Here is a 26,438-nt window from a genome sequence, read left to right as displayed (position 1 = left end):
GTCGATTGACTCAGTAAGTGGTCTTCAGGGTCAGGTAGATGGCGCCTCTGTCTTCCGTGGTGGCGCCGCCACCGGAGAAGGAGGCGTAGCCACCGGCATAACAGGTGTTGCGCTGGGCCCCATCGAGGGCATTGGGGGTGGCACCGTCCTCGGCACCGTCATTGCACTCGGCAGACTTGCCAAAGGAGTCCACATATTTCAGATCGACGAAGTACTGGTTGTAGAGGGTGGCGCCGAGCCCCACCGCGTAACTACCGGTGTCTTTCGCCCCGCCCGCCTGGACCGGAGAGATGCCCGCCAGCCCCCAGTTCACCGAGAGCGGCATGGTCATGTCGACCCCCGGCAGAACCTGATACCAGGTCGGGGTGAAGTTGACCGCCAGCCCCCAGTTGTCCCGGGTGGGCTTGTCGATGCCCTGATAGCTCTCCTCCCCCTTGTAGAGCGCCTTGTTGTGGTCATCCAGGCTCAGCAGGTTGCTGTAGTAGAGCTCCCCGAGCAGGGCGGCGCCGTCGAACAGCGCCGTGTCCGCGAAGGTCATCAGGCCGTTGAGGGTCCAGTGCAGGGTATCGCCGGTGGCGCTGTAGCCATCGGAGCCATCGGTGATCACCCCGGTGTCCGGATGACGGGGGCCGAGCACGGGGGCCGGGATCCCGAAGCCGTTGGCCAGCCCCCCGGGCCCGGTGGCACTGAGCAGGGCCGGGATGCTGGAGAGGGGCATGTGCTGGCGATAGTTGAGATCGCTGCCGACGCTGACCCCGGCCACGTCCTTGGAGAGGCTGAGGCCAAAGATGTCGATCTCGTCGCCATAGGCCAGGGCGTAGCTGGTGTTGGCGATGGACTGGCGCAGGTTGGGCACGGCCCCGGCCGGCAGGGGCGCCGCCCCGCGAATGGTCATGCCACGGGCATCGAGCACCGCCTGGGGCAGGATGTCGGCGGTGCGGCGGTAGAAGGCCCCCAGGGTCGCATCCAGCGCCTCGGGGGACCACTTGGCCATGATGCCCCAATCACCGTGCTTGCCCGGCTCGATGTCATCCCCCCGGCGAATGTTGCTGAGGGTGCCGCTCGGCCCGGCCAGGCCAGGCCCGCCGGTGTGGCCCAGCAGGAACGACTGGGCACCGAAGCCCACCAGATCCGAGCTGCCGTAATAGGTGCCGGCTTCCGGCAGGCGGGCGGCGTTCCAGTCCAGGAAGTACTGGGCGGCGAAGGTCCACTCCGGGTTCAGGGTGAAGGAGGCGGAGATCTGGTTGCGGGGCACGAACAGCTCTTTCGCTTCCGTCCCCGGGGAGGCCGCGAGCTTCGCGAGATCCAGGCCCGACTGGCCATAACTGAGGGCGTGCACCGGGCTCAGCAGGGTTTCCCCCCAGAAGATGTTGTGCTGCCCTATCTTGACCCCGAGCAGGGACTCGTCGCCCAGCTCCATGTTGTGGAACACGAAGGCGTCGAGCAGCTCGCCGGAGGGACCATGGTAGTAGCGATCCGCATAGTCGCTCAGGTGACGGTTGCCCGCCACCGGGGGCAGTCCGACGATGCCGGAGCTGGCGCTGTTGCCGTTGATGAAGGGGTTCTCGTCTGCGCCGACGTCGCGGTAGGCGTAGTCATACCAGCTGGCGGCGCTGAGGCGAAAGCCGGTGTTGCCCTTGTTCACCACGTCCAGCTCGGTCAGCAGATCCAGGCGGGTGGTGACGGTGTCCCCGGCATCCTTGAAGTTGTAGTCCCCGTCGTTGTTGTTCGGGGTGGCGAGCATCCGCTCGTCGGCACTCTCGGTGCGCATGCCGTAGTTGAACTTGCCGGTGTTGTCGAAGCGAACGGACCACTCTTCACTCCCGGTATCGACCTCGACCGCCTGAACGGTGGGCGTGAGGACGGCCGCGATGGCCGTCGCCAGCAGGCGCAGGCGCAAGGCCCCGCCACCATGACTCGTGTGCATGTAATCCATTACAGTCTCTCCGAGTGTCGTCATCTGATTTAGTTGTTGTTATCTGTTTGTTCGCCGTTTCCGTTGGCTTTGATGCAAGGGAGATGACCTGGCTGATGGCGCACCACCTTGTTTGGCACTCGAGGATGCAGCTCTGTTTTTGCATCGGCCCCGGGGTGTCGCTCGCTCTGATGAGCTCGGTTTTTCTCTCTTGTGTGCCGACTGTAAGGCCTCCCTCCCGGGCCACGCTTGCCATTGAACGTCAACCACTTTTCATTTGATGACAGCGCAGGAGGAGGATGGCAAAGGACGTCGAAAGCGGTGTCAGACAACCCCGATTACGGGCCTGTTCACCTGTCTGGCGGGATGGGCAGCATGCGTGGGGAAGCGTTTCGGCGAAGGGGAAGCGGGGTGTCAGACATAAAAACGGCGGGGAGAGGCCCAGGCCCCCTCCCCGCCGACAGTCAGACGATCAGCGCGCGATGGCGCAGCCGGTGGCGGCCTGCAGCGCCTCGAACTCGATGCCGGGGGCCAGCTCCACCAGGCGAAGGCCGGTGGGGGTCACGTCCAGCACGGCGAGATCGCTGATGATGCGATCCACCACGCCGACCCCGGTCAGCGGCAGGGAGCACCACTCCAGTATCTTGTGCTCGCCCCCTTTGGCGCAGTGCTCCATCAGCACCACCACCCGCTTGACTCCGGCCACCAGATCCATGGCGCCCCCCATGCCCTTGACCATCTTGCCCGGGATCATCCAGTTCGCGAGATCCCCGCGCTCGGAGACCTGCATGGCCCCGAGCAGGGCCAGGTTGATGTGGCCGCCGCGGATCATGGCAAAACTCTCGGCGCTGTCGAAGAAGCTGCTGCCGGGCAATGTGGTGATGGTCTGCTTGCCGGCGTTGATGAGATCGGGATCGAGCTCGGCCTCGCTCGGGAAGGGGCCTATGCCGAGCAGGCCATTCTCGCTCTGCAGCCAAACCTCCATGCCGTCCGGGATGTAGTTGGCCACCAGGGTCGGCAGGCCTATCCCCAGGTTGACGTAGAAGCCGTCCTCCAGCTCCCTTGCGGCGCGCTGCGCCATCTCTTCACGGGTCCAGGCCATCGCTATCTGCTCCTCAGTGCGCAATGCTGTAAAACGAACGCTGCCGGCAGCACTTGTGAGCAACACGGCGCCATCTCTTCACGGGTCCAGGCCATCGTCAGCTCCTCACTGTACGCACTTCGATGCGTTTCTCAGGGTTGGGGTTCAGCACCAGCCGCTGCACATAGATGCCGGGCAGGTGAATGTCGTCGGGGGCCAGCTCCCCCACCTCGACTATCTCCTCCACCTCGGCCACGCAGACCCGCCCCGCCTTGGCACAGAGCGGGTTGAAGTTGCGCGCCGTCTTGTTGAACATCAGGTTGCCCGCCTTGTCGGCCCTGGCCCCCTTGATGAGGGCCAGGTCTGCCGTCAGGGCGTGCTCCATCACATACCACTCGCCGTCGAACTGGCGAGTCTCCTTGCCCTCGGCGATGAGCGTCCCGTAGCCGGTGCGGGTGAAGAAGGCCGGGATGCCGGCGCCGCCGGCTCTGAGCTTCTCCGCGAGCGTCCCCTGGGGGGTGAACTCAAGCTCAAGTTCCCCCGCGAGGTACTGGCGCTCGAACTCCTTGTTGCCCCCCACGTAGGAGGAGATCATCTTCTTTATCTGGCGGCTGTGGAGCAGCGGCCCCAGGCCGAACTCATCCACCCCGCAGTTGTTGCTGATGATGGTGAAGCCGCCCTTGCCGCTCTCCTTCAGCGCCTCGATGAGCTGCTCGGGGATGCCGCACAGGCCGAAGCCCCCCGAGGCGATGGTGATGTCGTCCTGCACCAGACCGCTCAGGGCGGCCTGGGCGCAGGGATAAACCTTGTTCATAAAGACCTCTCTGCTCTCTGGCTAGTCCGTTGGCCACGGGGGCGCGTTCGTTGTATGGCTGTTTGTTGACTCGGCATGGATGGCCTCCCTAAGGCTTGATGCCCCAATGCATCAGGGTCAGCACCAGGGCGACCAGGAAGGCAGTCTCCCCCACCATCAGCAGGATGGGCTTGATGCCGACCGCCGCCAGCTCTTTGAGCTGGGTCTTCATGCCGATGGCGGCGATGGCGATGACCAGGCACCAGCGTGACAGGCCGTTGACCCCCTCCTGCAACGGCACGGGCACCCAGCCTGTGCTGTTGATACAGGCCAGCACCAGGAAGCCGACGGCAAACAGGGGCAGCAGGGGCGGACGCTTGCCCAAGGGGCCATCCGCCCCCTGCCTGCGGGTGATCATGGCGGCGACGACGATCACCGGCAGCAGCATGGCGACCCGCATCAGCTTGACCACGGTGGCCACGTCCCCGGTCTCGGTGGACATGCTGTAGCCGGCCCCCACCACCTGGGCGACGTCGTGAATGGTGGCGCCGAGGAAGACCCCCGCCTCCACCGGCGTCAGCTCGAAGAAGCGGGCGATCATGGGGTAGAGGATCATCGCCAGGGTCGAGAGCACCGAGACCCCGATCACGGTGAACAGGGTGGCCCGCTCCTTCTGCGGGTGATTGGGCAGGGAGGCGGCCAGGGCCAGGGCGGCGGAGGCGCCGCAGATGGCGGTCGCCCCGCCGGTCAGCATGCCGAACAGGCGCTGGAACCCCATCGCCCTGGCCGCCACCACGGAGAGGCTGATGGTGACCACCACCAGGGTGACCACCAGCAGCACCGGCATCCAGCCCAGCTCGGCGATCTGGCCCAGGGTGATGCGCATGCCGAGCAGGGCGACCCCGATCCGCAGCACGCTGCGCGCGGTGTATTCGATGCCCGCCTTGCAGCTCCCCTCGGCGCTGAGGAAGTTCAGCCCCATGCCGAGCAGCAGGGCGAACAGCAGCACGGGGGCGCCGTAGTGCTCGGAGAGGAAGGTGGCGGCCGCCGCCACCGTGATGCTGACCGCCATGCCGGGGGCCAGTTCGCGCACCCGTGAGAAGCGGGCGCTGGCGGTCTTGGTGGGGTTCAGCGCGTGCATGGGACGGCTTCCTCTTGTGGGATGACGATATGGAGCTGATCACCCGCCTGCTCGACCGGGTAGCGGCCGACCGCGAGCCGGGTCGAGTTCAGCAGCAGCCCCGTGGTCAGGTTGAAGCGCAGGCCGTGGGCCAGGCACTGGATCACCTCCCCCTCCAGCCGACCGCCGCACAATGAGGCCCCCTGGTGGGGGCAGCCGTCGTCGATGGCGTGGAAGCGGCCATCGATGTTGAACAGCACCAGGCTCTTGCCCTGGGCTTCGATGAGGATCCGCTTGCCCGGTTCAGGCACCCGCTCGGCCGGCACCAAGATCCGCGCCGCCGGCGCCCCGGTTGCCGCATCCAGGGCCTGGCGCAGGCTGGCCAGCAGCTGCGCCACCGGCTGGGCCCCGCTGAGAGTCAGCCCCTCCCCCAACACGAAGCTGGGCACCCCCTGGTGGGCCGCCCCGGGCGGATCGCAGTGGAAGGGGGTGCCGTCCCCCTGCAGGCTGCTCACCAGATCGGCGGGCCCAAAGCCCGCCGCCTCGGCCAGCCCCAGCAAGGTAGCGCCATCCCCCAGATCCCCGCCGTGCAGGAAGTGGCAGGCAAACAGCCGCTCCAGCAGCTCGTCCAGCTGCGTCGGCGATCCCAGCTGGCAGGCCCGTTGCCACAGGCGGTGGGCATCGCCCGTGTTCGGCATGCGGGGGATCTTGCCAAAGTCCAGCGCAACGCCGACGCCGGCCGCCGCCTGTCGCACCTGGGCCTGACGCAGGCCCATGGCCTGTTCGCTGCCAAGGCGCCGCAGGTAGAAGTCGTGAAAATCCTCCCCCTGCACCGGCAGCGCGGGCAGCAGTTGCACCCCGCGCCAGTGCACATCGACCCGCACCTCGGGCCGCTCTGCCCCCAGCTGGGTCAGGGCCTGCGCCAGCTGGCGTTTGCCGATGAGGCACCAGGGGCAGATGAAATCCATATAGACCTCGATGCTGAGCCTCATGCCCTCACCTCCGTGCCCTGGGGGCCCGTGATGACCCGGCGGCCGGCATCCCCTTCGAGCCGGGCCACGTCCTTGTGGTAGTGGCGCTTGCCGTAGAAGAAGACGGCGGCCGCCGCGATGCTGATGAGGGGCACCAGCTGGAAGGCGTTGTCCAGGCCGATGTGGTCGGAGACCTTGCCGGTGATGAAGGGGCCCGGGGCCAGCCCGAGCAGGTTGTTGGCAAGGGTCAGGGTGGCAAACGCCGTGCCGTGCACGCTGGCGTGGGTGAGGTTGGCCACCATGGCACCGGCGGGGCCCGAGGTGCCGGTGGCGATGAACATCCCCAGCCCGATCAGCAGCAGCTGGGGCAACCCGGCCGGCAGGGCAAACGCCAGGGAGAGCAGCAGACAGCTCCCGAGGCAGTAGGCGATGGCGAGGCTGATCTTGCGATCCGGCCGGTTGCGGCACAGCCGATCGCTCAGCATGCCGCAGAGGATCATGCCGGCCCCGCTGCACAGCACTATGATGGCGGCCATGAGCCCCGCCTTGTCCGTGTCCAGTCCGTAGTAGCGGTTGAAATAGCTCGGCATCCAGACGATGACGGTGCCGCCGACGAACAGCTGCAGGCCGCTGCCCACATAGGCCGAGATCACCGAGCGGCTGGAGTAGAGGCTGCGCAGGGGATTGCGACCCGTCTCTGTGCTTCCCCGTGCCGCCCGGCCGGTCTGGGAGATCCGCGCCTCCTTGACGATGAGGGGATAGATGGCCGCCAGCACCAGGCCGAACAGGGCCATGCCGGCGAAGGCCCAACGCCAGCCGAGGAAGTGCGCCAGCACGCCCCCGGTGGCCATGCCGAGCACTGAGCCGAACATGCCGCCGGAGATGAAGGCGCCGGAGAGGGTGGCCCGCATCTCCCGCGGGAACACCGAGACCACCACGGCGATGCCGACGCTGCCGTAGGCGGCCTCCCCCACCCCCACCAGGAAGCGGGCGATGAACATCTGCTCGTAGTTCTGGGCCAGGGCGCAGCCCAGGGTCGCCAGGCTCCAGAGCGCGGCCATCATGGCCAGGCTCTTGACCCGGCCGAAACGGTCGGCGAGCAGGGAGAGGGGAAAGGTCAGCAGGCCGACCATCAGCGCCACTATGCCGCTGAGCAGGCCAAGCTGGGTGTCGGAGAGCGCCCACTCCCCCTTGAGCATGGGGAAGACGGCGTTGAGCACCTGACGCGACATGTAATCGGAGATGAGCAGACCGAAGGTCAGCGCAAACACTATCCAGGCATAACGACGGGGCACGGCAACCTTGCCGGCCTCTGGGTCGTCATCGATATGATACGTAGCCATACAATCCCTCGCGCTACTGCAAATTGGGTTCGGTTTTCCGGTCAACGGACCGGCGGCAGAGGCCACCGGCCAGAGAATATTGACTTATCACTCAGTTACCCTGCGTGCTGCATAGTGCAAGGCGCAAGGCCGTTTGGCAAACAGAGTCGGAGGGTCGCCGCCCCGCCTGCGTTGCGGCGACCCATCTGGCTCAGGACCGCTGTGGCACCCCTTTCTGGCCCTGGGTCCGGTTCGGCGCCATGCCGTTGGCCAGCAGCGTCTCCTCCACGCTGTCGTACTGCACGCCGATGCGGTAGATGGCGCGCGCCTCCTTGCCGCTCGCCACCTCGCGGCCCAGCTCGTGGGCGACCCGCACGCACTGGCGGATCTGCTCCACCGAGCTCATGCGCTGGCCGTGCTGGCCTATGATGGTGTCCTCGATGCCGCAGCGGGGGTGCAGCCCCATGGCCATGGCCATCATGTTGAAGGGCAGCACGTTTTTCAGTAGCGACTCGGCGGTGACGCAGGCTCCGTCCGGCGCACGGTGGACGAAGTTCATGAAGTTGAACGGGTTGGGACCATCAAAACCGCCGCCGATGCCGATCCAGGTGAGGTTGAGCGGGCCCATGTAGACCCCCTTGCGCACCAGCCGCTCCAGGGTCTCCAGGGCGTGCATGCCGGTCAGCTGGAAGTGAGGCTGGATGCCGCTCGCCATCAGGCGCTTCAAGTGCTCCGCCACCCAGGCCGGGCCGGCCGGCACCGTCATCTCGCTGTAGGCCGCCTGGTAGGCGGGGTTCGCCAGGGAGGTGCCTGCCAGGTACTCCGGATAGAGCAGCTCCATGATGTTCATCTGGGTGGTGTTGATGGCGACCGTGACCTGATCCGGTTTCGGGGTCAGCTCCGCCAGCATGTGGCGGGTGTCGTCGGAGAGCCACTTGGCCGCCTCGCCCTCCCCTTCCGGCGCGAAGGAGATGGAGCCCCCCACCTGGATGATCATGTCCGGCACCGCCTTGCGTACCCCGGCGATCAGCTCGTTGAACTTGGACAGCCGCTTGGAGCCGGTGCCGTCCAGCTCGCGCACGTGCAGGTGCAGCACGGTGGCGCCGGCATCAAAACAGTCGACCGCTTTCTGGATCTGCTCCTCCATGGTCACCGGGATGTCTTCCGGGAAGTCGCCAGGGGCCCACTCAGGACCATAGGGGGCCACCGTGATGACCACCTTTTCCATGTTTTCCGGGTGCAGGGAATCGTCAAAAAATTGCATCTGTTCATTCCTTAAATTGGCTGGCCTTCCATGAAGCGCCTGGGGTGGTGACATCCTCCGGGCCCGGGGCCCGGGGCTTGATCAGAAGGGGGTATCCCCCATGATCCCGGCCCGCTCCATCTTGCGATGGCTGGGGGGGTAGTCCATGGCGGCATAGTGCTGGGTGCTGCGGTTGTCCCAGATGGCGATGCTGCCCGGCTGCCAGCGCCAGCGCACCTGATACTCGGGGATATAGGCCTGGCTGATGAGGTAGCGCAGCAGATCGCTGCCCCCCATGCTGTAGTCCTGGCCGACGCGCACATGGGCCGGGGTGTGGTAGTTGGTGAAGTGGGTGGCGAAGGCGTTGACGAACAGGATCTTCTCGTCCGTCTCCGGGTGGGTGCGCACCACGGGGTGCTCGGCGTCCGGGAACTGGGCCTTGAGGGCGAGCCGCTTCTCTATTGGCATGGCCGCCCCGAAGCTCGCCTCTATGCTGTGACGGGCGCGCAGGCCGGCGATCTTCCCCTTGATCTCTTCCGGCAGCTGCTCATAGGCCACCACCATGTTGGCCCAGAGGGTGTCCCCCCCCACGGGCGGACACTCCACGCAGCGCAGCACGCACCCCATGGGCGGTTGGGCGCGCCAGGTGGCGTCGGTGTGCCAGGCGTTCTCGTAGCGATCGTTGGGTAGCTCCGGGGACTTGTAGATGCGCACCAGACCGGGATTGTCCGGATCGCTGCCCGCCACCGGGTGATCCTCCAGCTCGCCGAAGCGGCGGGCGAAGGCCACGTGATCGGCGCGGCTTATCTCCTGCCGGCGCAAGAACAGCACCCTGTGCCTGAGCAGGAGGGCACGGATCTCGGCGAACAGCCCCTCATCGTGAACGGCGTCCGCCAGGTTGACGCCGCTCAGTTCGGCGCCGATGTGGCAGGTCAGTTGTTCTACACGCATGTCTCTCTCCCTGAATGACAAGTCAGTGCTGCAGGCACCGCCCTTGAGTGCGGGCTGGCCTGGGATCCTTGGCCTAGATGATGAAGACGGAGGAGCCCGTGGTCTGGCGCGCCTCCAGATCCCGGTGGGCCGCCGCCGCATCCTGCAGTTCGTAACGCTGGTTGATCTCTATCTTGATCCGGCCGCTGGCCACGTGATCGAACAGCTCCCCGGCCAGGGCCTCCTTCTCGGCGGGATCGGCGATGTAGTCGGCGAGCGCCGGCCGGGTCAGATAGAGGGAGCCCTTCATGGCCAGCAGCTGCGGGTTGAAGCCGTCGATGGGGCCGGAGGCGGTGCCGACGCAGACCATGAGGCCGCGGCGTTTAAGAGAATCGAGCGAGCCCATGAAGGTGCTCTTGCCGACGCTGTCAAACACCACGTCGACCCCGGCGCCCCCGGTCAGGGCGCGCACCCGGGTGGCCACGTCCTCACGGCTGTAGTCGATGGTGAAGTCGCAGCCGTGGGCACGGGCCAGCTCGGCCTTGGCCCCGCTGGAGACGGTGCCTATCACCGTCAGCCCCAGCAGCTTGGCCCACTGGGCGACGATGAGGCCGACGCCCCCCGCGGCCGCGTGCAGCAAGATGCTGTCACCTGGCTTGAAGTCGTGGATGCGGCGCATCAGGTAGGCGGAGGTGAGGCCCCGCATTGTCATGGCGGCGGCGGTCTCGCAGCTGATGCTGTCCGGCAGCCTGATGAGGGGGGCGGCCGGGATCAGCCGCATCGTCGAGTAAGCGCCTAGGGTGTTGATAAAGCCGGTGTAGGTGACGCGATCGCCGACGTCGACATTGGTCACCCCCTCGCCCACCGCCTCCACCACCCCGGCCGCCTCGACACCCAGGCCATTGGGCATGGGGATGGGGTAGGTGCCGTTGCGAAAATAGGTGTCGGCATAGTTGAGGCCGACCGCTTCATGGCGCAGGCGCACCTGGCCAGGCCCGGGCTCGCCCACCGCCACGTGTTCGTAGCGCAGGACCTCGGGGCCCCCGGTTTCATAAAAGCGAATGGCATTGGCCATGGCTGTTCTCCAGATTCATTCATGGGTGAAAACATCGTCCAGAGTGAATCTAGGGATTTACATGAACGCCCGCTTTGCATCGGGCGACAGCCACTTTTCATCTCATGACACCCCCCTTCGAATCCGTTGCCCCCCCTCGTGGAAGACGACAGAATCGGCCCTGATCCACCACGGCGGCGCCATGGCACTGGCCAGGCGCACCTGGGGAAGGAAGCGCTATCTGATTGAATGAAAAGTGGTTATCAGAAGAGAAGCCGCGGGTGCCCGCCCATTGACGGGCCTTGGACCTTAGCATAATTGACGTTGACGTAAACGTAGTGTGAGATGAGGGTATTCACAGCCAGCATCCACAGCAGACAAGCACCCCATGAAAGGAGTCACTATGTCCAACCTATCCTCGGCCGGGACGCGTTTTCGCACTGCCCTGGCCAACGAGAAGCCCCTGCAGATCGTCGGCACCATCAACGCCTACATGGCGCTGATGGCCGAGCGCAGCGGCTTCAAGGCCCTCTACCTCTCCGGCGCCGGGGTGGCGAACGCCTCCTTCGGCCTGCCGGATCTCGGCATGACCTCCATGAACGACGTGCTGATCGACGCAGAGCGCATCACCGCCGCGACCCAGGTACCGCTCCTGGTAGACATCGACACCGGCTGGGGCGGCGCCTTCAACATCGCCCGCACCATTCGCGCCTTCGAGCGCGGTGGGGTGGCCGCCGTCCATATGGAGGATCAGGTGGCCCAGAAACGCTGCGGCCACAGGCCGAACAAGGCCGTGGTCTCCATCGCCGAGATGGTGGACAGGATCAAGGCGGCGGTGGATGCCCGCCAGGACGAGAGCTTCGTCATCATGGCCCGCACCGACGCCCTGGCGGTGGAAGGGCTGGGCTCGGCCCTGGAGCGCGCCGCCGCCTATGTGGAGGCTGGCGCCGACATGATCTTCGCCGAGGCGGTCACCGAGCTGGAACAATACGATCGCTTCAAGCAGGCGGCCGGGGTGCCGATCCTCGCCAACATGACCGAATTCGGCAAGACCGAGCTGTTTGACAAGGAGGCCCTCGCTGCCCACGGCGTCGACATGGTGCTCTACCCCCTGAGCGCCGCCCGCGCCGCCAACCAGGCCGCCCTCAACGTCTATCAGCAGCTTCGCCGCGACGGCCACCAGCGCGCCGTGGTCGACACCATGCAGACCCGGGAGTCCCTCTACGACTTCCTCGGCTACCACCACTACGAGCAGACCCTGGACAGGCTGTTCACCAAGGACCTGTCTACCAAGGAATAACACGCCGACCGGCCGTCTCATGCTGGCGGCCGGCGCTTCAACGGACTGAATGAGGAAACATGTGATGAGCGCCCTGCCCGAAACCACCGGCTTCAAGCCGAAGAAATCCGTCGCCCTCTCCGGCACCGCCGCCGGCAACACCGCCCTGTGCACAGTGGGCCTCTCCGGCAACGATCTGCACTACCGTGGCTACGACATCCTGGACGTGGCCACCAGCTGCGAGTTTGAAGAGATTGCCCACCTGCTGGTGCACGGCCATCTGCCCAATGTGGCCGAGCTCACCGCCTACAAGGCCAAGCTCAAGGCCCTGCGCGGCCTGCCCACCGGGGTCAGGACAGCCCTGGAGCAGCTGCCCCCCTCCGCCCACCCCATGGACGTGATGCGCACCGCCGTCTCTGTGCTGGGGTGTCTGTCGCCTGAGAAGGACGATCACAATCACCCGGGTGCCCGGGACATCGCCGACAAGCTGATGGCCTGCTTAGGCTCAGTGCTGCTCTACTGGTACCACTTCAGCCACAACGGCAAGCGCATCCATGTGGAGACCGATGACGACTCCATCGGCGGCCACTTCCTGCACCTGCTGCACGGCGAGAAGCCCCGTGACTCCTGGGTGCGCGCCATGCATACCTCCCTCATCCTCTATGCCGAGCACGAGTTCAACGCCTCCACCTTCACCGGCCGCGTCATCGCCGGCACCGGCTCCGACATGTTCTCCTGCATCACAGGCGCCATCGGTGCCCTGCGCGGGCCCAAGCACGGCGGTGCCAACGAGGTGGCCTTCGAGATCCAGAAGCGTTACGACAATCCGGACGAGGCGGAGGCCGACATCCGTGCCCGCATCGAGAAGAAAGAGGTGGTCATCGGCTTCGGTCACCCGGTCTACACCGTCTCCGATCCCCGCAACAAGGTGATTAAAGAGGTGGCCCGCTCACTGAGCGAGGAGCAGCACAACACCAAGATGTTCGACATCGCCGAGCGGCTGGAGTCCACCATGTGGGAGGCCAAGAAGATGTTCCCGAACCTCGACTGGTTCAGCGCCGTCAGCTACCACATGATGGGGGTGCCCACCGCCATGTTCACCCCGCTGTTCGTCATCGCCCGCACCTCCGGCTGGTCGGCCCATGTCATCGAGCAGCGCATCGACGGCAAGATCATCCGCCCGAGCGCCAACTACGTCGGCCCGGAGGATCTGACCTTCGTGCCGCTCAAGGAGCGCAAGTGATGGTAAACACTCAATATCGCAAGCCCCTGCCCGGCACACAGCTTGACTACTTCGACGCCCGGGAGGCGGTGAACGTCATCGCCCCCGGCGCCTGGGACAGGCTCTCCTACACCGCCCGCGTGCACGCCGAGAACCTGGTGCGCCGGTGCGATCCGGCCATCCTCGGCGAGTGCCTCGGCCAGATCGTCCACAACAAGCGCGATCGCGACTTCCCCTGGTTCCCGGCCCGGGTGGTGTGCCACGACATCCTGGGCCAGACCGCCCTGGTGGATCTCGCCGGCCTGCGCGATGCCATCGCCGATCAGGGGGGGGATCCCGCCCAGGTGAACCCCGTGGTGCCGGTGCAGCTTATCGTCGACCACTCCCTGGCCGTGGAGTGCGGCGGCTTCGACCCGGATGCCTTTGCCAAGAACCGCGCCATCGAGGATCGCCGCAACGAGGATCGCTTCCACTTCATCAACTGGACCAGGCAGGCGTTCAAGAACATAGAGGTGATCCCGCCGGGCAACGGCATCATGCACCAGATCAACCTGGAGAAGATGTCCCCCGTCATCCATGCCGATCGCGGCCTGGCCTACCCGGACACCTGCGTTGGCACCGACAGCCACACGCCCCACGTGGATGCCCTCGGGGTGATTGCAGTCGGGGTTGGCGGGCTCGAAGCGGAGAACGTGATGCTGGGGCGCGCCTCCTGGATGCGGCTGCCTTCGATCGTCGGCGTCGAGCTCTCCGGCAAGCCCCAGCCCGGCATCACGGCCACGGATCTGGTGCTGTCGCTCACCGAGTTCCTGCGCCAGCAGAAGGTGGTCGGCGCCTACCTGGAGTTTCGTGGCGAGGGCGCCGCCGCCCTCACCCTCGGCGATCGGGCCACCATCTCCAACATGGCGCCGGAGTATGGCGCCACCGCGGCCATGTTCTTCATCGACCAGCAGACCCTCGACTACCTGCGGCTCACCGGCCGTGATGACGACCAGGTCAGGCTGGTGGAGACCTACGCCAAGGAGGCGGGTCTCTGGGCCGACGCCCTGGCAGGCGCCCAATACGAGCGGGTGCTGCACTTCGACTTGTCGACCGTGGTGCGCACCCTGGCGGGCCCCTCCAACCCCCATCGCCGCCTGCCGGTGGCCGAGCTCGCCACGCGGGGCATAGCCGTGGACCTGGACAAGGCCCGCACCCAGGAGGCGGACGGCCTGCTGCCGGATGGCGCCGTGATCATCGCCGCCATCACCAGCTGCACCAACACCAGCAACCCGCGCAACGTGATTGCGGCGGGCCTCTTGGCCCGCAACGCCAATCGGCTCGGGCTTGTCCGCAAGCCCTGGGTCAAGTCGTCCCTGGCCCCCGGCTCCAAGACAGTCGCCCTGTACCTGAAAGAGGCGGGGCTGGACAGCGAGCTGGAGCGGCTCGGATTCGGCGTGGTGGCCTTTGCCTGCACCACCTGCAACGGCATGTCCGGCGCCCTGGATCCCGCCATCCAGCAGGAGATCATCGACCGGGATCTCTACGCCACTGCGGTGCTCTCGGGCAACCGCAACTTCGACGGCCGCATCCACCCCTATGCCAAGCAGGCCTTCCTCGCCTCCCCGCCCCTGGTGGTGGCCTACGCCATCGCCGGCACCATCCGCTTCGACATCGAGAAAGACGTGCTGGGGGTGGTGAACGGCCGCGAAATTCGCCTCAAGGATATCTGGCCGAGCGACGAGGAGATCGATGCCGTGGTCAAGGCCTCGGTGAAACCGGCCCAGTTCCGTCAGGTCTACATTCCCATGTTCACCATTGAAGAGGATCGTGGCCCCAAGGTGGCGCCCCTGTACGACTGGCGCCCCCAAAGCACCTATATCCGTCGTCCCCCTTACTGGGAGGGGGCTCTGGCGGGCGAGCGCACCTTCAAGGGGATGCGGCCGCTGGCGCTGTTGCCGGACAACATCACCACAGACCACCTCTCCCCCTCCAACGCCATACTGCGCAGCAGCGCGGCCGGGGAATACCTGGCGAAGATGGGCCTGCCGGAGGAGGACTTCAACTCCTACGCCACCCACCGCGGCGATCACCTGACCGCCCAGCGCGCCACCTTCGCCAACCCCCAGCTGGTCAACGAGATGGCGGTGGTGAACGGCGCGGTGAAGAAGGGATCCCTCGCCCGGGTCGAGCCGGAGGGCCGGGTGATGCGGATGTGGGAAGCCATCGAAACCTACATGGCGCGCAAGCAGCCCCTCATCATAGTGGCGGGTGCCGACTACGGTCAGGGCTCGTCCCGTGACTGGGCTGCCAAGGGGGTGCGGCTCGCCGGGGTGGAGGTGATAGCGGCGGAAGGCTTCGAGCGCATTCACCGCACCAACCTCATCGGCATGGGGGTGCTGCCGCTGGAGTTCAAGCCTGGCACCAGCCGCCTCACCCTGGGGCTGGACGGCACCGAGACCTACGATGTGGTGGGGGAGCGCCAGCCGCGCGCCGATCTCACCCTCGTTGTCCGCCGCCAGAGCGGCGAGGTGGTCGAGGTGCCCATGACCTGCCGTCTCGACACCGCCGAGGAGGTCTCGGTCTTTGAGGCGGGCGGCGTGCTGCAACGCTTCGCCCAGGACTTCCTGGCGTCGACGGCGCAACAGGCGGCAAGCTAAGCCCCAACCCCTCCCCTTTGACAAGGGAGGGGCTGATACGCCTCCCCTTTTTCAAGGGGGAGGCCGGGAGGGGGTCTCGCGCCCACTCCCGCAAGCCATCAATCCAAATCAGGACGATTTCTATGGCCTACGAACCTCAAGTGAAAATCCCGGCCACCTATATGCGCGGCGGCACCAGCAAGGGGGTCTTCTTTCGCTTATCTGATCTGCCCGAACGCTGCCAACAACCCGGCCCGGCCCGGGATGCACTCTTCCTGCGCGTCATCGGCAGCCCCGACCCCTACTCGGCCCACATGGACGGCATGGGGGGCGCCACCTCCTCCACCGCCAAGTGCGTGATCCTCGCCAAGAGCCAGCAGCCCGATCACGATGTGGACTACCTCTACGGCCAGGTCGCCATCGACAAGGCCTTCGTGGACTGGAGCGGCAACTGCGGCAACCTCTCCACCGCCGCCGGCGCCTTCGCCATCCACGCCGGACTGGTGGACCCGTCCCGCATCCCGGACAACGGCACCTGCGTGGTGCGGATCTGGCAGGCCAATATCCGCAAGACCATCATGGCCCATGTACCGGTGCACAATGGCCAGGTGCAGGAGACCGGCGCGTTCGAGCTGGACGGGGTCAGCTTCCCCGCCGCCGAGATCGTGCTGGAATTTCTCGACCCCTCCGAGGATGGCGAGGAGGGCGGCGCCCTCTTCCCCACCGGCAACCGGGTGGACGAGCTGGAGGTGCCGGGCATCGGCACCTTGAAAGCCACCCTGATCAGCGCCGGTATCCCGACGGTGTTCGTCAACGCCGAAGAGATTGGCTATGAAGGCACTGAGCTACGCGAGCAGATCAACGGCGACCCCGAGGCCCTGGCCCGCTTCGAGGCGATCCGGGTTGCCGGGGCCCTGCGCATGGGGCTCATCAAGACGCCCGCCGAGGCGGCGACCCGCCAGCACACCCCGAAAGTCGCCTTCGTCGCGCCGGCGAAGGAGTACCGCACCGCCAGCGGCAAACGGGTGAAGGCCGATGAGGTCGATCTGCTGGTGCGGGCCCTCTCCATGGGCAAGCTGCACCACGCCATGATGGGCACCTGCGCCGTGGCCATCGGCACGGCGGCGGCCATTCCCGGCACCCTGGTGAACCTGGCGGCCGGTGGCGGCGAGCGCGAGGCGGTGCGCTTCGGCCACCCCTCCGGCACCCTGCGGGTGGGGGCAGAGGCGCGACAGGTGGATGGCGAGTGGACGGTGACCAAGGCGGTGATGTCCCGCTCAGCCCGCATCCTGATGGAAGGCTGGGTGCGGGTGCCGGGGGATGCCTTCTAGCCCCTTCGTCACCGGCATGAAAGAGGCCCAAGCGATTGCCTGGGCCTCTTTGTGATGATGTTCACCTCAAGGAGTGCTCTCCCCCTGGTCGCTGGCGGGGCTGCTCCACCACTGATCCGCCTGTTGTTGCGGGCGCGCCACGCACTCCACAAGACGCGGTATGTTCTTCTTCCCATCGCCACCGATCAGCCGCTTCACCTGATCAGCCGGGCATTGGCCGTCATCCACATAGGCAACCTTCCCATAAGGGAGCTTGCCCGGCGCGGGATCCTGGCTCAGATAGGTGATGGGGGTAGGCGCGAAATGGGCGCACCCCGACACCAGGCTCAGCAATCCCCCTGACAACAGCACGCTCTTCCATCTGACAGCCATAGGTCACTCCCTGTCGTGATCTGCTTATGCACACGGGCACGCAGTTTCCGTGCACACTGGCAGTGTGCCAGCCATCCCCCAGGGCCGACAGCCACCCTGGGCGGTGCTGTGACGATTCCAGACGTGAGTATCCGCGCCCGGTTGGGTACCGACGGCCACCCGGGAGTGGCCGGGCCCTTGCCCCAGGGGGCGTCACTGCCCGTCTTCATTACTCCCGTCTCCCAACTCATTGCCCGTAATAGCGTTCCAGCAGCGCATCGACCTCGGGCACGGAGATCTGCATCTGGGGCCAGCGCTCGCCCTTCTCCCTGATAGCCTGCAGGCTCTCCCTTTGGGGGCGAAGCTGGCTGCCAAGCCGCCGGTTCAGGGCCTCGTAATGGGCGATGACAGCCTGCCGGCTGAAGAGGCCCGGGGTCAGATCCAGCCGGTAACCCCGAAACAGCTGCTGCAACCCCTGATAGACCGCCAGGTGATAGACGGAGTGGTGATCTTCCTCCTCGAAGTAGCGACTGGTGACGTGCAGGTTGTGGCCGGGGTGCGCCACCAGGCTGCGTGCAAACTGCCGCAACTGATCCCGATGAAACTCGGAGCGGCCAAACCCAGGCGTGAAGGGGTTGTTGGCCACGGCCACAAACAGCGAGGCGGGATGCTTGAGCGGACCAAGCAAGGCCCGCTCGATGCGCTGGTAGTTGGCCGGATAATCGAACCACAGGCTGGCATCGATGGCGATGTAGCCCTGGAACTGGCCGCTGTCTCTGGCCACCGCATCCAGGGTCAGCAGGCCCCCGAGGGAGTGGCCCACCAGCAGGGCCGGCGAGGCGGTGCGATAGCGGCGCTCGATGAGGGGGCGCAGCTCCCGGGTCAGGTATTCCATGAACGCCGGACCGCCGCCGGTCTTGGCATAACCGGCGCCGGCCGGCGCCCCATTGGGCAGCACCAGGGTGTGGCTCGGGGTGTAGTCGCGCATCCGGTCGGTGTTGTGCACCGCGACGATGATGAGAGGCGGGATCGCCGGATTGAGTCCGGCCCGCAGGGCCTGGGTGATGCCCGCGACCTCCAGCAAGAATTTCTCCCCATCGAGCAGATAGAGCACGGGAAAAGCCTGCTGCGGCTGTTGTTCATAGCCCTCTGGCAGATAGACGCTGTATTGCCGCGCCTCTCCCAGCAGGGTCGAGTGGTGGGTGAAGCGCTCGGCGTAATGGCGCATGTCGGCCTGGGCAGACGAGAGAGTGATCATGGTGAGCAGTATCGCGATGAGTCTTGTCATAGGGTGAATCGGACGAGTGGGTTCGGATAGAGGACAACAGGGCCACCGGGCCCTGTTGTCACCTGGGTTACAGCTTGTAGCTGAAGCCCGCCATCAGGTTGGCCGGTTCGCCATACATGTTGAAGGTGGTGGTGGAGCCGACGCGATAGAAGTACTCGCGATCCAGGATGTTGTAGAGGTTCAGAGTCGCCTGCATCCTGTCGTTGATCTCGTAGCGCACGGCCGCATCAAACAGGGCATAGCCCCCCTGATGGGTCGAGATCCCCTTCTGGTTGAAGGAGTAGTCGCTGACCGCCGTCATCCCGCCCCCCAGATGCAGCCCCTGTACCCAGTCCGCCAGGTGGTAGTCGGTCCAGAGGGAGAGGGTGTGGCGCGGAATAGCATCGAATTTCGGATTGTGATCGCCGGATTTCTCCTCGATGTCGGTGAAGGTATAGCCGGTCATGACCATCCAGTGCTGGCTCAGGTAGCCGGTCGCCTCCAGCTCCACCCCCTGGGTCTCCACCTTGCCGGTGGCCCAGTAGGTGTTGGTGATGGCGATGCCCTGATCGTCATAGGCCTGGGCCGCGATGTTAGCGTCCTTCATCAGGAAGGCGGTCGCCCGGGTATTGAGCAGGCCGTCCAGCAGGGAGGACTTGATGCCGGTTTCCCACTGGCTACCCTCCCGCGGCGTGAGCATCTCCCCCTTTTCATCCTGACTGGTCTGCGGCTTGAACACCTTGGAGTAGCTGGCATAGAGCGCATGCTCCCCGGTCAGGTCATAGACGGCCCCGGCATAGGGGGTAAATTTCCCCTTGAAGTCACCGGACTGGCTGCTCTGCGCCCCCGAGCTCAGGGGGGTGTTGACGACCTCGGTGTCATACCAGGAGACCCGGGCCCCGGTGATCACCGCCAGCGGCTCCAGCAGCCGCCAGGTCACCTTGCCATAGAGGCCCAGCTCGGACTGCTCTTCGTGGTCGTTCTTGGTGTACTGGTAGTTCGGCTTGGCGACCCCGGTCGGATCGAAGTCGAACACGTTGATCTTGCCGATGTTGCGGTTGGTGTAGGTCTGGATATCGGACTCGTAGCGCTTGTAGTCAGAGCCCAGCACGAACTCGCTCTTGTGCCCAAGCAGGCCGAACAGCTGGCTGTAGTTGGCATCGAACGCCATGTTTTTCTGCTGGTTCGCCTGGGCATTGAACATCAGCCCCGTGTTCCCTGCGGCATCCACTGGGCCATTGGTGTAGGTCTGCTCCAGGCGCATGTCGTGGTCCATGTAGCGGGCCGAGAACTGCGCCACGCCTCCGTTGGCGAAGGCATGCTGGAGGGCGGCCCCCACATCCGTGGTGCTTGCATCGAAGAAATCTTCATCCGAGCCCAGATAGGTGCTGCGGCCGATGTCGAGCATGGTGCCATCGCGGTAGGCCGGCAGGCCATTGGTGGGCAGTATGTCCTTGGTCTGGTGCAGGGCATAGACAGACAGCAGGGTGCGATCCGACAGGTCGAACTCCAGGGTGCCGTAATAGGTGCCGTTGTCGTTGTTGTTGTAGTCGACCTGGTTCTTGATGTCGGCGTTGGCCACCACCAGGCGACCGAGCACCGAGCCCTCCTCGTTGAGTGCCCCGCCCAGATCCGCCTCCAGATAGTGCCTGTCCCAGCTGCCATAGCGCGCCGTGACCGAGCCCTTGAACTCGTCGGTCGGGCGCTTGAGCACCATGTTGATGACGCCCCCCAGCTCGCTGGTGCTGTTGAACAGGCCGGACGGGCCGCGCATGATCTCTACCCTGTCCACGGCGGCCAGAGACGGCAGGGTGCCGAACTTGCTCTGCATCGGCGATGGCAGGCCGTTGAGGTTCACCTCATCGTATTCGTAACCGCGGGAAAAGATGGAGGAGCGGCCGCTGTCGTTGACCATGGTGCGCAGGCCCGGCGTGTACTTGGCCAAGTCGTCCACCGCGACGAAGTTGCGCTCCTCTATGTAGTCGTTGGTCAGCACAGTGATCGACTGGGGAATGTCTTTCAGGGCCGCCGGGGTCTTGGTCCCGACGGTGGCCGAGTCGACGCCGTAGCCCCCCATCTCCTCCGACGGCGCCATCCCGTAGAGCGGGTTGCCATAGACAACCAGGGTTTCATCCGGCTCGATGTTCGCCGTTTGTGCCCGGACCGGGGAAACGACAGTGACAGCCAGGGCGGCAGAGACGGCCAGAGCCAGCGGGCTCGGCGCTTTATCCTTGAAGACAACCATAGAAAGAGTGACCCCCAAACAGAGATGATAATCATTTTCATTTGATTTTGCGGGGGCTAATATAGCATTCGAGTATCCGCAGTAGTTTTGCGGGTTGGTCATTTAATACTTCGAAATGGTCAAAGTGAGCATGACTGACACTGTGGTAAGAGATACCCGCGTTCGCAAACGGGGTTTGTTCACAGGAAGAGTAGAGAACCTGATGATTCAGGACGGCATCCTCTTTCACAACAAGGACATAGTCCACAAGGCCGACTTTGCCACCGAGCGGGAGCTGCCGCCGCAGCTCATCATCGCCATCCCCCTCGAGAGCAAGGCGCTGATGACCTATGGGGCCACCCATCAGCTGCGGGGCTGCCGTTTTCACACGTCCGATCCCATCGTCGCCACCGCCATCTTCTATGCCAGACCCGACATGGTGCAGGGCGCCGCCAAGGCCCAGGTGCGCAGTCGCAGCATAGTCCTGTCGCTCAGTCCCGCCTGGCTTGAGCGCAAGATGACGGGCCCCCAGCGCGAGCGGTTCGAGCGGGTATTCAGCCATCACCTGAGCCGCGTCGACTGGTCGCTGCCCCCGCATCTGGGGCAGATTGCGGAGGCGCTGAACCTCACCAGCAGCCAGAATGCCCCCGAGATGCTGATGCGGGAGGCCTTCGCCCTCACCCTGTGGGAGAGCCTGATGAGCAACCTCCAGCAGATCTCCCAGGTGTGTGGCCAGCGGCACAGCGAGCAACCGACTCGCCTGAAGATGTTGCTTCGGGATGAGAAGGTGGACCACATGACCCTGGCCGACATCGCCGATACCCTGGGCATGAGCCTCTCCACCTTGCAGCGCACGGCCAGGAAAGAGCTGGGCATGAGCCTGCAGCGCTATCTGCGCGAGCGAACCTTGCAGCAGGCGAAGGCGAAGCTCGAAGAGCGCAGCCTCTCCCTGCAGGAAGCCGCCGAGCACGCGGGTTACAGCCATGTCGCGAACTTCATCACGGCGTTTCGCAAGCTGTTTGGCTATTCGCCCAGACAGGCCAGCCGGCACGTGCGGACGCACACTCAGTAGGCGCGACGGCCAGCCTGCACATGCAGATGCCCGCCCTGTCGCTCGCGCGGCTTCATCCTCTTGTTCATGCGCAATACATCTTTGCTCTGGAATAGTAGAGGCCGACACAGTGGGGGGGCGCTTGAAATCAGCGCTCGTCATCCACACATTCAGTGCATACAATGCGTTAACGAGGCGCAATTGGTCGCCTCACCCCGGAAATCAAGAGGACATCAAGATGGATACCCGTTCTATCTACACTGGCACCCAGGGTGCCGTGCGCGACACCAACAAGGTGCTGCGCAATACCTATATGCTGCTCTCCCTTACTCTTGGCTTCTCTGCCGTGGTTGCCGGGGTTGCCACCGTCATGAACATGCCGCCCCTGCACTGGGCCATCTTCCTGGTCGGTGTCTACGGTCTGATGTTCCTGACCGAGAAGAACCGTGACAACGGCATGGGGCTGGTGTTCACCTTCGCCCTGACCGGCCTGATGGGCTACAGCCTGGGCCCCATCATCAACATGTACATGAACAATGGCGGCGGCGAGATAGTGATGACGGCCCTTGGCGGCACGGCGCTCACCTTCTTCGGTCTGTCGGCCTATGCCCTGACCACCAAGCGTGACCTCTCCTTCATCGGCGGCATGCTGTTCGTCGGTTTCTGGGTACTGCTGGTGGCCATGGTTGCCAACATCTTCCTGCAGATGAGCGCCCTGAGCCTGGCCCTGTCCGCCATGTTCATGCTGTTCTCCTCCGGCGCCATCCTGCTGACCACCCAGCAGATAGTGCGCGGCGGCGAGACCAACTACATCTCCGCCACCGTGACCCTGTACGTCTCCATCTACAACATCTTCCTGAGTCTGCTGAGCCTGCTTGGCGGCAACCGCAACTGATGAAAAACCCCGCTTCGGCGGGGTTTTTATTGGCACCTGTTTCTGTCAGGATAAGTTGCAAATCAAGGATATGAAGCAAAGTGGCCCTGATCCAAATCAGGGCCACTTCGTTGCCGACGAGTTATGCTGTCGCTTTCGTTTCGCTCAAGGGTTGCGTCTATCCCATGCCCATGGATTTCTCAGGTTTATTGCGCCGTCTGCTGACCGACAGCCATATCTACTTCGCCCTCAAGGTGCTGCTGGCCATCCTGGGGCTGCTCGCCTTCGCCCTGGCCACAGGCGACATCCAGCTCACCGTGCTGCTCTCCCTCGGGGTGGTGGCGGGGGCCATCGCCGAGACCGATGACAGCCTGTGGGGCCGGGTCAAGAACCTCGCCATGACGCTGGTCTGCTTCCTGTTTGCCTCCCTGTGCGTGCAGTACCTCTTCCCCACCCCCTGGCTGTTTGCCATCGGGCTCGCGGGATCCACCTTCCTCTTCGTGATGGTGGGGGCGCTCGGGCAACGTTACGCCACCATCAGCTTCGGCTCCCTGCTCATCGCCATCTACACCATGCTGGGGGCCGCCAAGGCGCCGGATCTCTTCTACCAGCCGCTGGCGCTCGGTGCCGGCGCCCTCTGGTACGGCCTGGTGTCGCTGGTCTGGCTCTGGCTGCTGCCCTACAAGACACTGCACGAGCAGCTCGCCCAGAGCTATTTCGCCCTCGGCCGCTACCTGCTGGAAAAATCCCGCTTCTTCCCGGCTGACGAGCATGGCGCCCAGGCCATTCGCCACAACCTGGCCCAGCTCAACATCAACCTGGTCAATGCCCTGAACCTGACCAAGACGGCGCTCAACGCCCGCCTCAGTACCCGCCATCAGGCGGCGCCCGAGCTCGCCGGCCTGCTGCGGCTCTACCTGCTGGCGCTGGAGATCCAGGAGCGGGCCACCTCCAGCCACTACCCCTACAGCAAGCTGGAAGCGGAGCTCAAGCAGGGCATCGTCCTCGACGGCTTCCAGGAGGTGTTCCTGCAGCTCTCGGAGGCGTGCCAGCGGCTCGGTTACGCCATCCTGGTGCACAAGCCCTATGCCCACCACAAGCGCATCCACTGGACCCTGGAGGCCCTCGGCGACCAGCTGGAGTTCACCCATCTCAAGCAGCACTATCCCAAGACCCTGCTGACGCCGATGAAGTTCCTGCGCCGCAACCTCTCCAGCATCAACGAGCTGCTGGCCAGCGCCGAGGAGCTGCAAAACCCCGCCGCCCCTCCCGCCAGCCTGCCGCCCCTGGCGAGGCCTGCCCCCTTGCCGCTGCTGACCCTGCTCAAGCAGCACCTGACCCCTAACTCCATGGTGTTTCGCCACGCCCTGCGACTGTCGCTGGGGCTGGTGGTGGGTTACGGCATCTTGCAGGCCTTCAGCCTGGACAAGGGCTACTGGATACTGCTGACGGTGCTGTTCGTCTGCCAGCCGAGCTACAGCGCCACCCGGCGCCGTCTGGTGCAGCGGATGCTCGGCACCTTCGCCGGCATCTTGATAGGCGTGCCCGTGCTCTGGCTCTTCCCCGAGCTGCACCTGCAACTGGGGATCATGGGGCTGGCCGCCTTCCTGTTCTTCACCCAGGTGCGCAGCAACTACAGCGCCGCCGTCTGCTTCATCACCCTCTACGTGCTGATGGCGTTCAACCTGCTGGACGGCATCGGCTTCGCCATCCTGGGGCCGCGCCTGCTCGATACCCTGCTCGGCTGCCTGCTCTCCTACGCCCTGGTGGCCTGGCTCTGGCCGGACTGGCAATACAAGCGGCTGCCGACCCTGATTGCCAACTCCCTCTCCGCCAACGCCCGCTACCTGTCGGCGGTGCTCGCCAGCCTGCACCGCCAGCGCGACGAGTCCCTCGACTACCGGGTGGCCCGCAAGTGTGCCCACCTCGCCGACAGCGAGCTGGCCATGGCCTGGCAGAGCATGCTGGTGGAGCCGAGCAAGCGCCGCCGCTTCCTCGACCTCTGCTTCACCCTCACCTGGCGCAACCACGCCCTGCTCTCCTATATCTCGGCCCTCGGGGCCCATCGGGACAGGCTGGAGCCCATCGAGGGCCTTGACGAGATCAGCCGCCACATCAGCCATACCCTGGAGCGGGCCGCCGGCCACCTGGCGGGGGAGATGCCGGCCCGGCTCGAGGGAGTATGCCCGGCCATAACCCCGGACAGCAGCGAGGAGCAGCTGATGCTGACCCAGCAGCTCACCCTCATCAGCCAGCTGGCGGATGAACTGCTGATGCTGGCCAACGACGGCCAGCTGCTCACCCGGCAAGGCAACGCCTGACGAGCGAAGAAAGGCACCAATCCAGCGAGTGCTCACCGGGCGGGGCGACACCCTGCCCGGTGAATTGTGCGCCCTGGCGCGTCTGCGCCGGTTGCTCGCCGAAGATCAAGGCGCTACCATGCCCGCCCAATCCCGACAGCCCGAGGAGCCTCCATGTCCGAGCACCCGTCCGAACACCATCAGCTGCATTTCAACGGCCAACTCATCGAGACCGATGCCAAGGGCTATCTGCGCCACATCGAGGACTGGAGCGAGGAGCTGGCGCTGGTGCTGGCCGAGCAGGAGGGCATAGTGCTGGAAGAGCCGCACTGGGAAGTGGTGCGCTTCGTGCGGGCGTTTTATCTGGAGTTCAACACCTCCCCCGCCATCCGCGCCCTGGTCAAGGCGATGGAGAAGCAGTACGGCCCCGAGAAGGGCAACAGCCGCTACCTCTACAAGCTGTTCCCCGAGGGGCCCGCCAAGCAGGCCACCAAGATCGCCGGCCTGCCCAAGCCGGTGAAGTGCATCTAAAAACCAGCCCGGCCTCTCCCTGAGAGACCATCAACAGATACCAAAAAAATACCGCGCCCATCTGTCAAATGAGGCGCGGTATTTTTTGTTCGGCGTTCGTCAAACCCCCATCAGGGGTTATAGGCCACCACGGAGCCGCTCAGCCCCGTCATCTGGCTTATCCTGCTCTGCATGCCCTGCAGCTTGGCCTTGGAGACATCCGGCCCGATAAAGACCCGGTTGATCTGCCCCTGCACCGGGGTCCTCGGCGAGGTCTGTGCCGAGTAGCCGGCCGCCCTCAGCTTGCCCACCAGGGCATTGACGCTGTCGGCATTCTTGAAGGCGCCGAGCTGCAGGATCCAGCTGCCCTGGGCCGGGGCTGCCGCCGCGGGTGCCGGGGTAGCCGCCTGGGTCGTCATCTTGCTGGCGATGAGATCGTCCATGGACTTGATCTGGCCCGCCTGCGGCTTGCTCTCCACCGGCTTCTTCACCTCGACCGGCTTGGGGGGCACCGGCTTGGGCTTGGGCTGCTCCACCGGTTTCTTGGCCACCACCTCGGGCTTGGGCACGGGTTTGGGCTCAGGCTTGGCCGCAGCCTGGGTCGCTGGCTGTGCCTGGGCGGCGGCAGAGGCCTGATTGGCGGCCAGGGTCACCGTATCCCCGATCTCTTCTACCTGCCACTGGGTGGCGGCAGAGGCCTGCTGCTGGCTCGCCAGGTGATCGGCCGGCAGGGTACTGGCGGCAGAGACCTGCAAGGCGGGCTTGGCGGGCTCGAGCTCGGGGCGCAGCGGGATCTTGGCAAATGCCTCTTCCTTCTGCTCCAGCTTGTTGCCGTCCATCAGATCCGGCAAAAAGATGACAACCAGGGCGACCAGGATGACGGTCCCCACCAATCTATTTTGAAACTTCGAAGCCAAGTTAATTCCCACCCATGTTGCTTAGAACCTGCTGCTTTTTATGGACAACGATGATGGCCGGATTC

21 protein-coding genes are annotated in these 26,438 nt (G+C 65.1%); 8 read left to right on the top strand and 13 right to left on the bottom strand.

Annotation, left to right across the window (positions count from 1 at the left end):
* Window positions 1-10: 10 nt before the first annotated feature.
* From AC3WR3_RS09020 to AC3WR3_RS08980, 9 genes are all read right to left on the bottom strand, one after another.
* A complete protein-coding gene (locus AC3WR3_RS09020; RefSeq protein ID WP_492291686.1) occupies window positions 11-1,927 on the bottom strand; it encodes a DUF1302 domain-containing protein in 1,917 nt (638 codons plus the stop codon).
* A 460-nt stretch (window positions 1,928-2,387) separates the two neighbouring features.
* A complete protein-coding gene (locus tag AC3WR3_RS09015; protein ID WP_492291685.1) occupies window positions 2,388-3,017 on the bottom strand; it encodes a CoA transferase subunit B in 630 nt (209 codons plus the stop codon).
* A gap of 97 nt (window positions 3,018-3,114) precedes the next feature.
* Window positions 3,115-3,810, bottom strand: a complete 696-nt coding sequence (locus AC3WR3_RS09010; RefSeq protein WP_492291684.1) for a CoA transferase subunit A — start codon at window positions 3,808-3,810, stop codon at window positions 3,115-3,117.
* A gap of 88 nt (window positions 3,811-3,898) precedes the next feature.
* Window positions 3,899-4,930: a YeiH family protein gene (locus AC3WR3_RS09005; RefSeq protein WP_319916042.1), complete on the bottom strand. Its 1,032-nt coding sequence runs from the start codon at window positions 4,928-4,930 to the stop codon at window positions 3,899-3,901.
* Window positions 4,918-5,901, bottom strand: coding sequence for a DsbA family protein (locus tag AC3WR3_RS09000; protein WP_492291683.1), 984 nt, complete (start codon window positions 5,899-5,901; stop codon window positions 4,918-4,920). Before AC3WR3_RS09000 ends, AC3WR3_RS09005 begins: the two co-directional genes overlap by 13 nt.
* Window positions 5,898-7,223: an MFS transporter gene (locus AC3WR3_RS08995; protein ID WP_139439521.1), complete on the bottom strand. Its 1,326-nt coding sequence runs from the start codon at window positions 7,221-7,223 to the stop codon at window positions 5,898-5,900. Before AC3WR3_RS08995 ends, AC3WR3_RS09000 begins: the two co-directional genes overlap by 4 nt.
* Before the next feature lie 190 nt (window positions 7,224-7,413).
* Window positions 7,414-8,466 carry a beta-keto acid cleavage family enzyme gene (locus tag AC3WR3_RS08990; protein ID WP_492291682.1) on the bottom strand — a complete coding sequence of 351 codons (1,053 nt, stop codon included), beginning with the start codon at window positions 8,464-8,466 and terminating at the stop codon, window positions 7,414-7,416.
* An 81-nt stretch (window positions 8,467-8,547) separates the two neighbouring features.
* Complete coding sequence (locus tag AC3WR3_RS08985; RefSeq protein WP_139439519.1) at window positions 8,548-9,396, bottom strand: TauD/TfdA dioxygenase family protein; 849 nt, start codon at window positions 9,394-9,396, stop codon at window positions 8,548-8,550.
* A 73-nt stretch (window positions 9,397-9,469) separates the two neighbouring features.
* Window positions 9,470-10,450, bottom strand: a complete 981-nt coding sequence (locus tag AC3WR3_RS08980) for a quinone oxidoreductase family protein (protein ID WP_265436789.1) — start codon at window positions 10,448-10,450, stop codon at window positions 9,470-9,472.
* A gap of 382 nt (window positions 10,451-10,832) precedes the next feature.
* Between AC3WR3_RS08980 and prpB the strand changes: the two genes are divergently transcribed.
* The 4 genes from prpB (at window position 10,833) to prpF (ending at window position 16,879) form a co-directional block, all read left to right on the top strand.
* Window positions 10,833-11,729, top strand: a complete 897-nt coding sequence (prpB, locus tag AC3WR3_RS08975) for a methylisocitrate lyase (RefSeq protein ID WP_265436790.1) — start codon at window positions 10,833-10,835, stop codon at window positions 11,727-11,729.
* A 64-nt stretch (window positions 11,730-11,793) separates the two neighbouring features.
* The gene (gene prpC / locus AC3WR3_RS08970; protein ID WP_265436791.1) at window positions 11,794-12,951 is read left to right on the top strand and encodes a bifunctional 2-methylcitrate synthase/citrate synthase; all 1,158 of its coding nucleotides are present in this window, start codon (window positions 11,794-11,796) and stop codon (window positions 12,949-12,951) included.
* Window positions 12,951-15,569 carry a Fe/S-dependent 2-methylisocitrate dehydratase AcnD gene (gene acnD / locus AC3WR3_RS08965; RefSeq protein ID WP_492291681.1) on the top strand — a complete coding sequence of 873 codons (2,619 nt, stop codon included), beginning with the start codon at window positions 12,951-12,953 and terminating at the stop codon, window positions 15,567-15,569. The genes prpC and acnD overlap by 1 nt, the downstream gene beginning before the upstream one ends.
* A 122-nt stretch (window positions 15,570-15,691) precedes the next feature.
* A complete protein-coding gene (gene prpF / locus AC3WR3_RS08960; protein ID WP_454009346.1) occupies window positions 15,692-16,879 on the top strand; it encodes a 2-methylaconitate cis-trans isomerase PrpF in 1,188 nt (395 codons plus the stop codon).
* Between the two features lie 66 nt (window positions 16,880-16,945).
* Here prpF and AC3WR3_RS08955 read toward each other — a convergent pair whose 3' ends face one another.
* The 3 genes from AC3WR3_RS08955 to AC3WR3_RS08945 form a co-directional block, all read right to left on the bottom strand.
* Window positions 16,946-17,251: a DUF6719 family protein gene (locus AC3WR3_RS08955; protein ID WP_342058255.1), complete on the bottom strand. Its 306-nt coding sequence runs from the start codon at window positions 17,249-17,251 to the stop codon at window positions 16,946-16,948.
* 226 nt (window positions 17,252-17,477) lie between these two features.
* On the bottom strand, window positions 17,478-18,518 hold the full coding sequence (locus AC3WR3_RS08950; RefSeq protein WP_492291680.1) for an alpha/beta hydrolase: 1,041 nt from the start codon (window positions 18,516-18,518) through the stop codon (window positions 17,478-17,480).
* A 67-nt stretch (window positions 18,519-18,585) separates the two neighbouring features.
* Entirely contained in the window at window positions 18,586-20,742 is a 2,157-nt protein-coding gene (locus AC3WR3_RS08945; protein WP_492291679.1) for a TonB-dependent siderophore receptor, read from the bottom strand.
* Window positions 20,743-20,857: 115 nt separating this feature from the next.
* On the opposite strand from AC3WR3_RS08945, the gene AC3WR3_RS08940 reads away from it, so the two are divergent.
* The 4 genes from AC3WR3_RS08940 to AC3WR3_RS08925 all read left to right on the top strand — a co-directional run bounded on the left by AC3WR3_RS08940 (window position 20,858) and on the right by AC3WR3_RS08925 (window position 25,477).
* Window positions 20,858-21,793 carry a helix-turn-helix transcriptional regulator gene (locus AC3WR3_RS08940; protein WP_492291678.1) on the top strand — a complete coding sequence of 312 codons (936 nt, stop codon included), beginning with the start codon at window positions 20,858-20,860 and terminating at the stop codon, window positions 21,791-21,793.
* Between the two features lie 217 nt (window positions 21,794-22,010).
* Window positions 22,011-22,667: a Bax inhibitor-1/YccA family protein gene (locus AC3WR3_RS08935; RefSeq protein WP_111874565.1), complete on the top strand. Its 657-nt coding sequence runs from the start codon at window positions 22,011-22,013 to the stop codon at window positions 22,665-22,667.
* Between the two features lie 164 nt (window positions 22,668-22,831).
* A complete protein-coding gene (gene yccS / locus AC3WR3_RS08930; protein ID WP_492291677.1) occupies window positions 22,832-24,967 on the top strand; it encodes a YccS family putative transporter in 2,136 nt (711 codons plus the stop codon).
* Between the two features lie 153 nt (window positions 24,968-25,120).
* Window positions 25,121-25,477 carry a TusE/DsrC/DsvC family sulfur relay protein gene (locus AC3WR3_RS08925; protein ID WP_429160091.1) on the top strand — a complete coding sequence of 119 codons (357 nt, stop codon included), beginning with the start codon at window positions 25,121-25,123 and terminating at the stop codon, window positions 25,475-25,477.
* A 110-nt stretch (window positions 25,478-25,587) separates the two neighbouring features.
* On the opposite strand, the gene dedD is transcribed toward AC3WR3_RS08925, so the two are convergent.
* Window positions 25,588-26,373, bottom strand: a complete 786-nt coding sequence (gene dedD, locus AC3WR3_RS08920; RefSeq protein WP_342058251.1) for a cell division protein DedD — start codon at window positions 26,371-26,373, stop codon at window positions 25,588-25,590.
* Window positions 26,374-26,438 lie beyond the last annotated feature (65 nt).

The organism is Aeromonas sp. EU05-FHT14A05 (assembly GCF_058791175.1).
The sequence above is the reverse complement of the archived record's forward strand: the minus strand, read 5'-3'. Positions and strand labels throughout refer to the sequence as shown.

Coding starts and splice junctions, on each gene's coding strand:
- AC3WR3_RS09020 (WP_492291686.1), bottom strand. CDS start 1,927: ATGCACACGAGTCATGGTGGCGGGGCCTTGCGCCTGCGCCTGCTGGCG.
- AC3WR3_RS09015 (WP_492291685.1), bottom strand. CDS start 3,017: ATGGCCTGGACCCGTGAAGAGATGGCGCAGCGCGCCGCAAGGGAGCTG.
- AC3WR3_RS09010 (WP_492291684.1), bottom strand. CDS start 3,810: ATGAACAAGGTTTATCCCTGCGCCCAGGCCGCCCTGAGCGGTCTGGTG.
- AC3WR3_RS09005 (WP_319916042.1), bottom strand. CDS start 4,930: ATGCACGCGCTGAACCCCACCAAGACCGCCAGCGCCCGCTTCTCACGG.
- AC3WR3_RS09000 (WP_492291683.1), bottom strand. CDS start 5,901: ATGAGGCTCAGCATCGAGGTCTATATGGATTTCATCTGCCCCTGGTGC.
- AC3WR3_RS08995 (WP_139439521.1), bottom strand. CDS start 7,223: ATGGCTACGTATCATATCGATGACGACCCAGAGGCCGGCAAGGTTGCC.
- AC3WR3_RS08990 (WP_492291682.1), bottom strand. CDS start 8,466: ATGCAATTTTTTGACGATTCCCTGCACCCGGAAAACATGGAAAAGGTG.
- AC3WR3_RS08985 (WP_139439519.1), bottom strand. CDS start 9,396: ATGCGTGTAGAACAACTGACCTGCCACATCGGCGCCGAACTGAGCGGC.
- AC3WR3_RS08980 (WP_265436789.1), bottom strand. CDS start 10,450: ATGGCCAATGCCATTCGCTTTTATGAAACCGGGGGCCCCGAGGTCCTG.
- prpB (WP_265436790.1), top strand. CDS start 10,833: ATGTCCAACCTATCCTCGGCCGGGACGCGTTTTCGCACTGCCCTGGCC.
- prpC (WP_265436791.1), top strand. CDS start 11,794: ATGAGCGCCCTGCCCGAAACCACCGGCTTCAAGCCGAAGAAATCCGTC.
- acnD (WP_492291681.1), top strand. CDS start 12,951: ATGGTAAACACTCAATATCGCAAGCCCCTGCCCGGCACACAGCTTGAC.
- prpF (WP_454009346.1), top strand. CDS start 15,692: ATGGCCTACGAACCTCAAGTGAAAATCCCGGCCACCTATATGCGCGGC.
- AC3WR3_RS08955 (WP_342058255.1), bottom strand. CDS start 17,251: ATGGCTGTCAGATGGAAGAGCGTGCTGTTGTCAGGGGGATTGCTGAGC.
- AC3WR3_RS08950 (WP_492291680.1), bottom strand. CDS start 18,518: ATGACAAGACTCATCGCGATACTGCTCACCATGATCACTCTCTCGTCT.
- AC3WR3_RS08945 (WP_492291679.1), bottom strand. CDS start 20,742: ATGGTTGTCTTCAAGGATAAAGCGCCGAGCCCGCTGGCTCTGGCCGTC.
- AC3WR3_RS08940 (WP_492291678.1), top strand. CDS start 20,858: ATGGTCAAAGTGAGCATGACTGACACTGTGGTAAGAGATACCCGCGTT.
- AC3WR3_RS08935 (WP_111874565.1), top strand. CDS start 22,011: ATGGATACCCGTTCTATCTACACTGGCACCCAGGGTGCCGTGCGCGAC.
- yccS (WP_492291677.1), top strand. CDS start 22,832: ATGCCCATGGATTTCTCAGGTTTATTGCGCCGTCTGCTGACCGACAGC.
- AC3WR3_RS08925 (WP_429160091.1), top strand. CDS start 25,121: ATGTCCGAGCACCCGTCCGAACACCATCAGCTGCATTTCAACGGCCAA.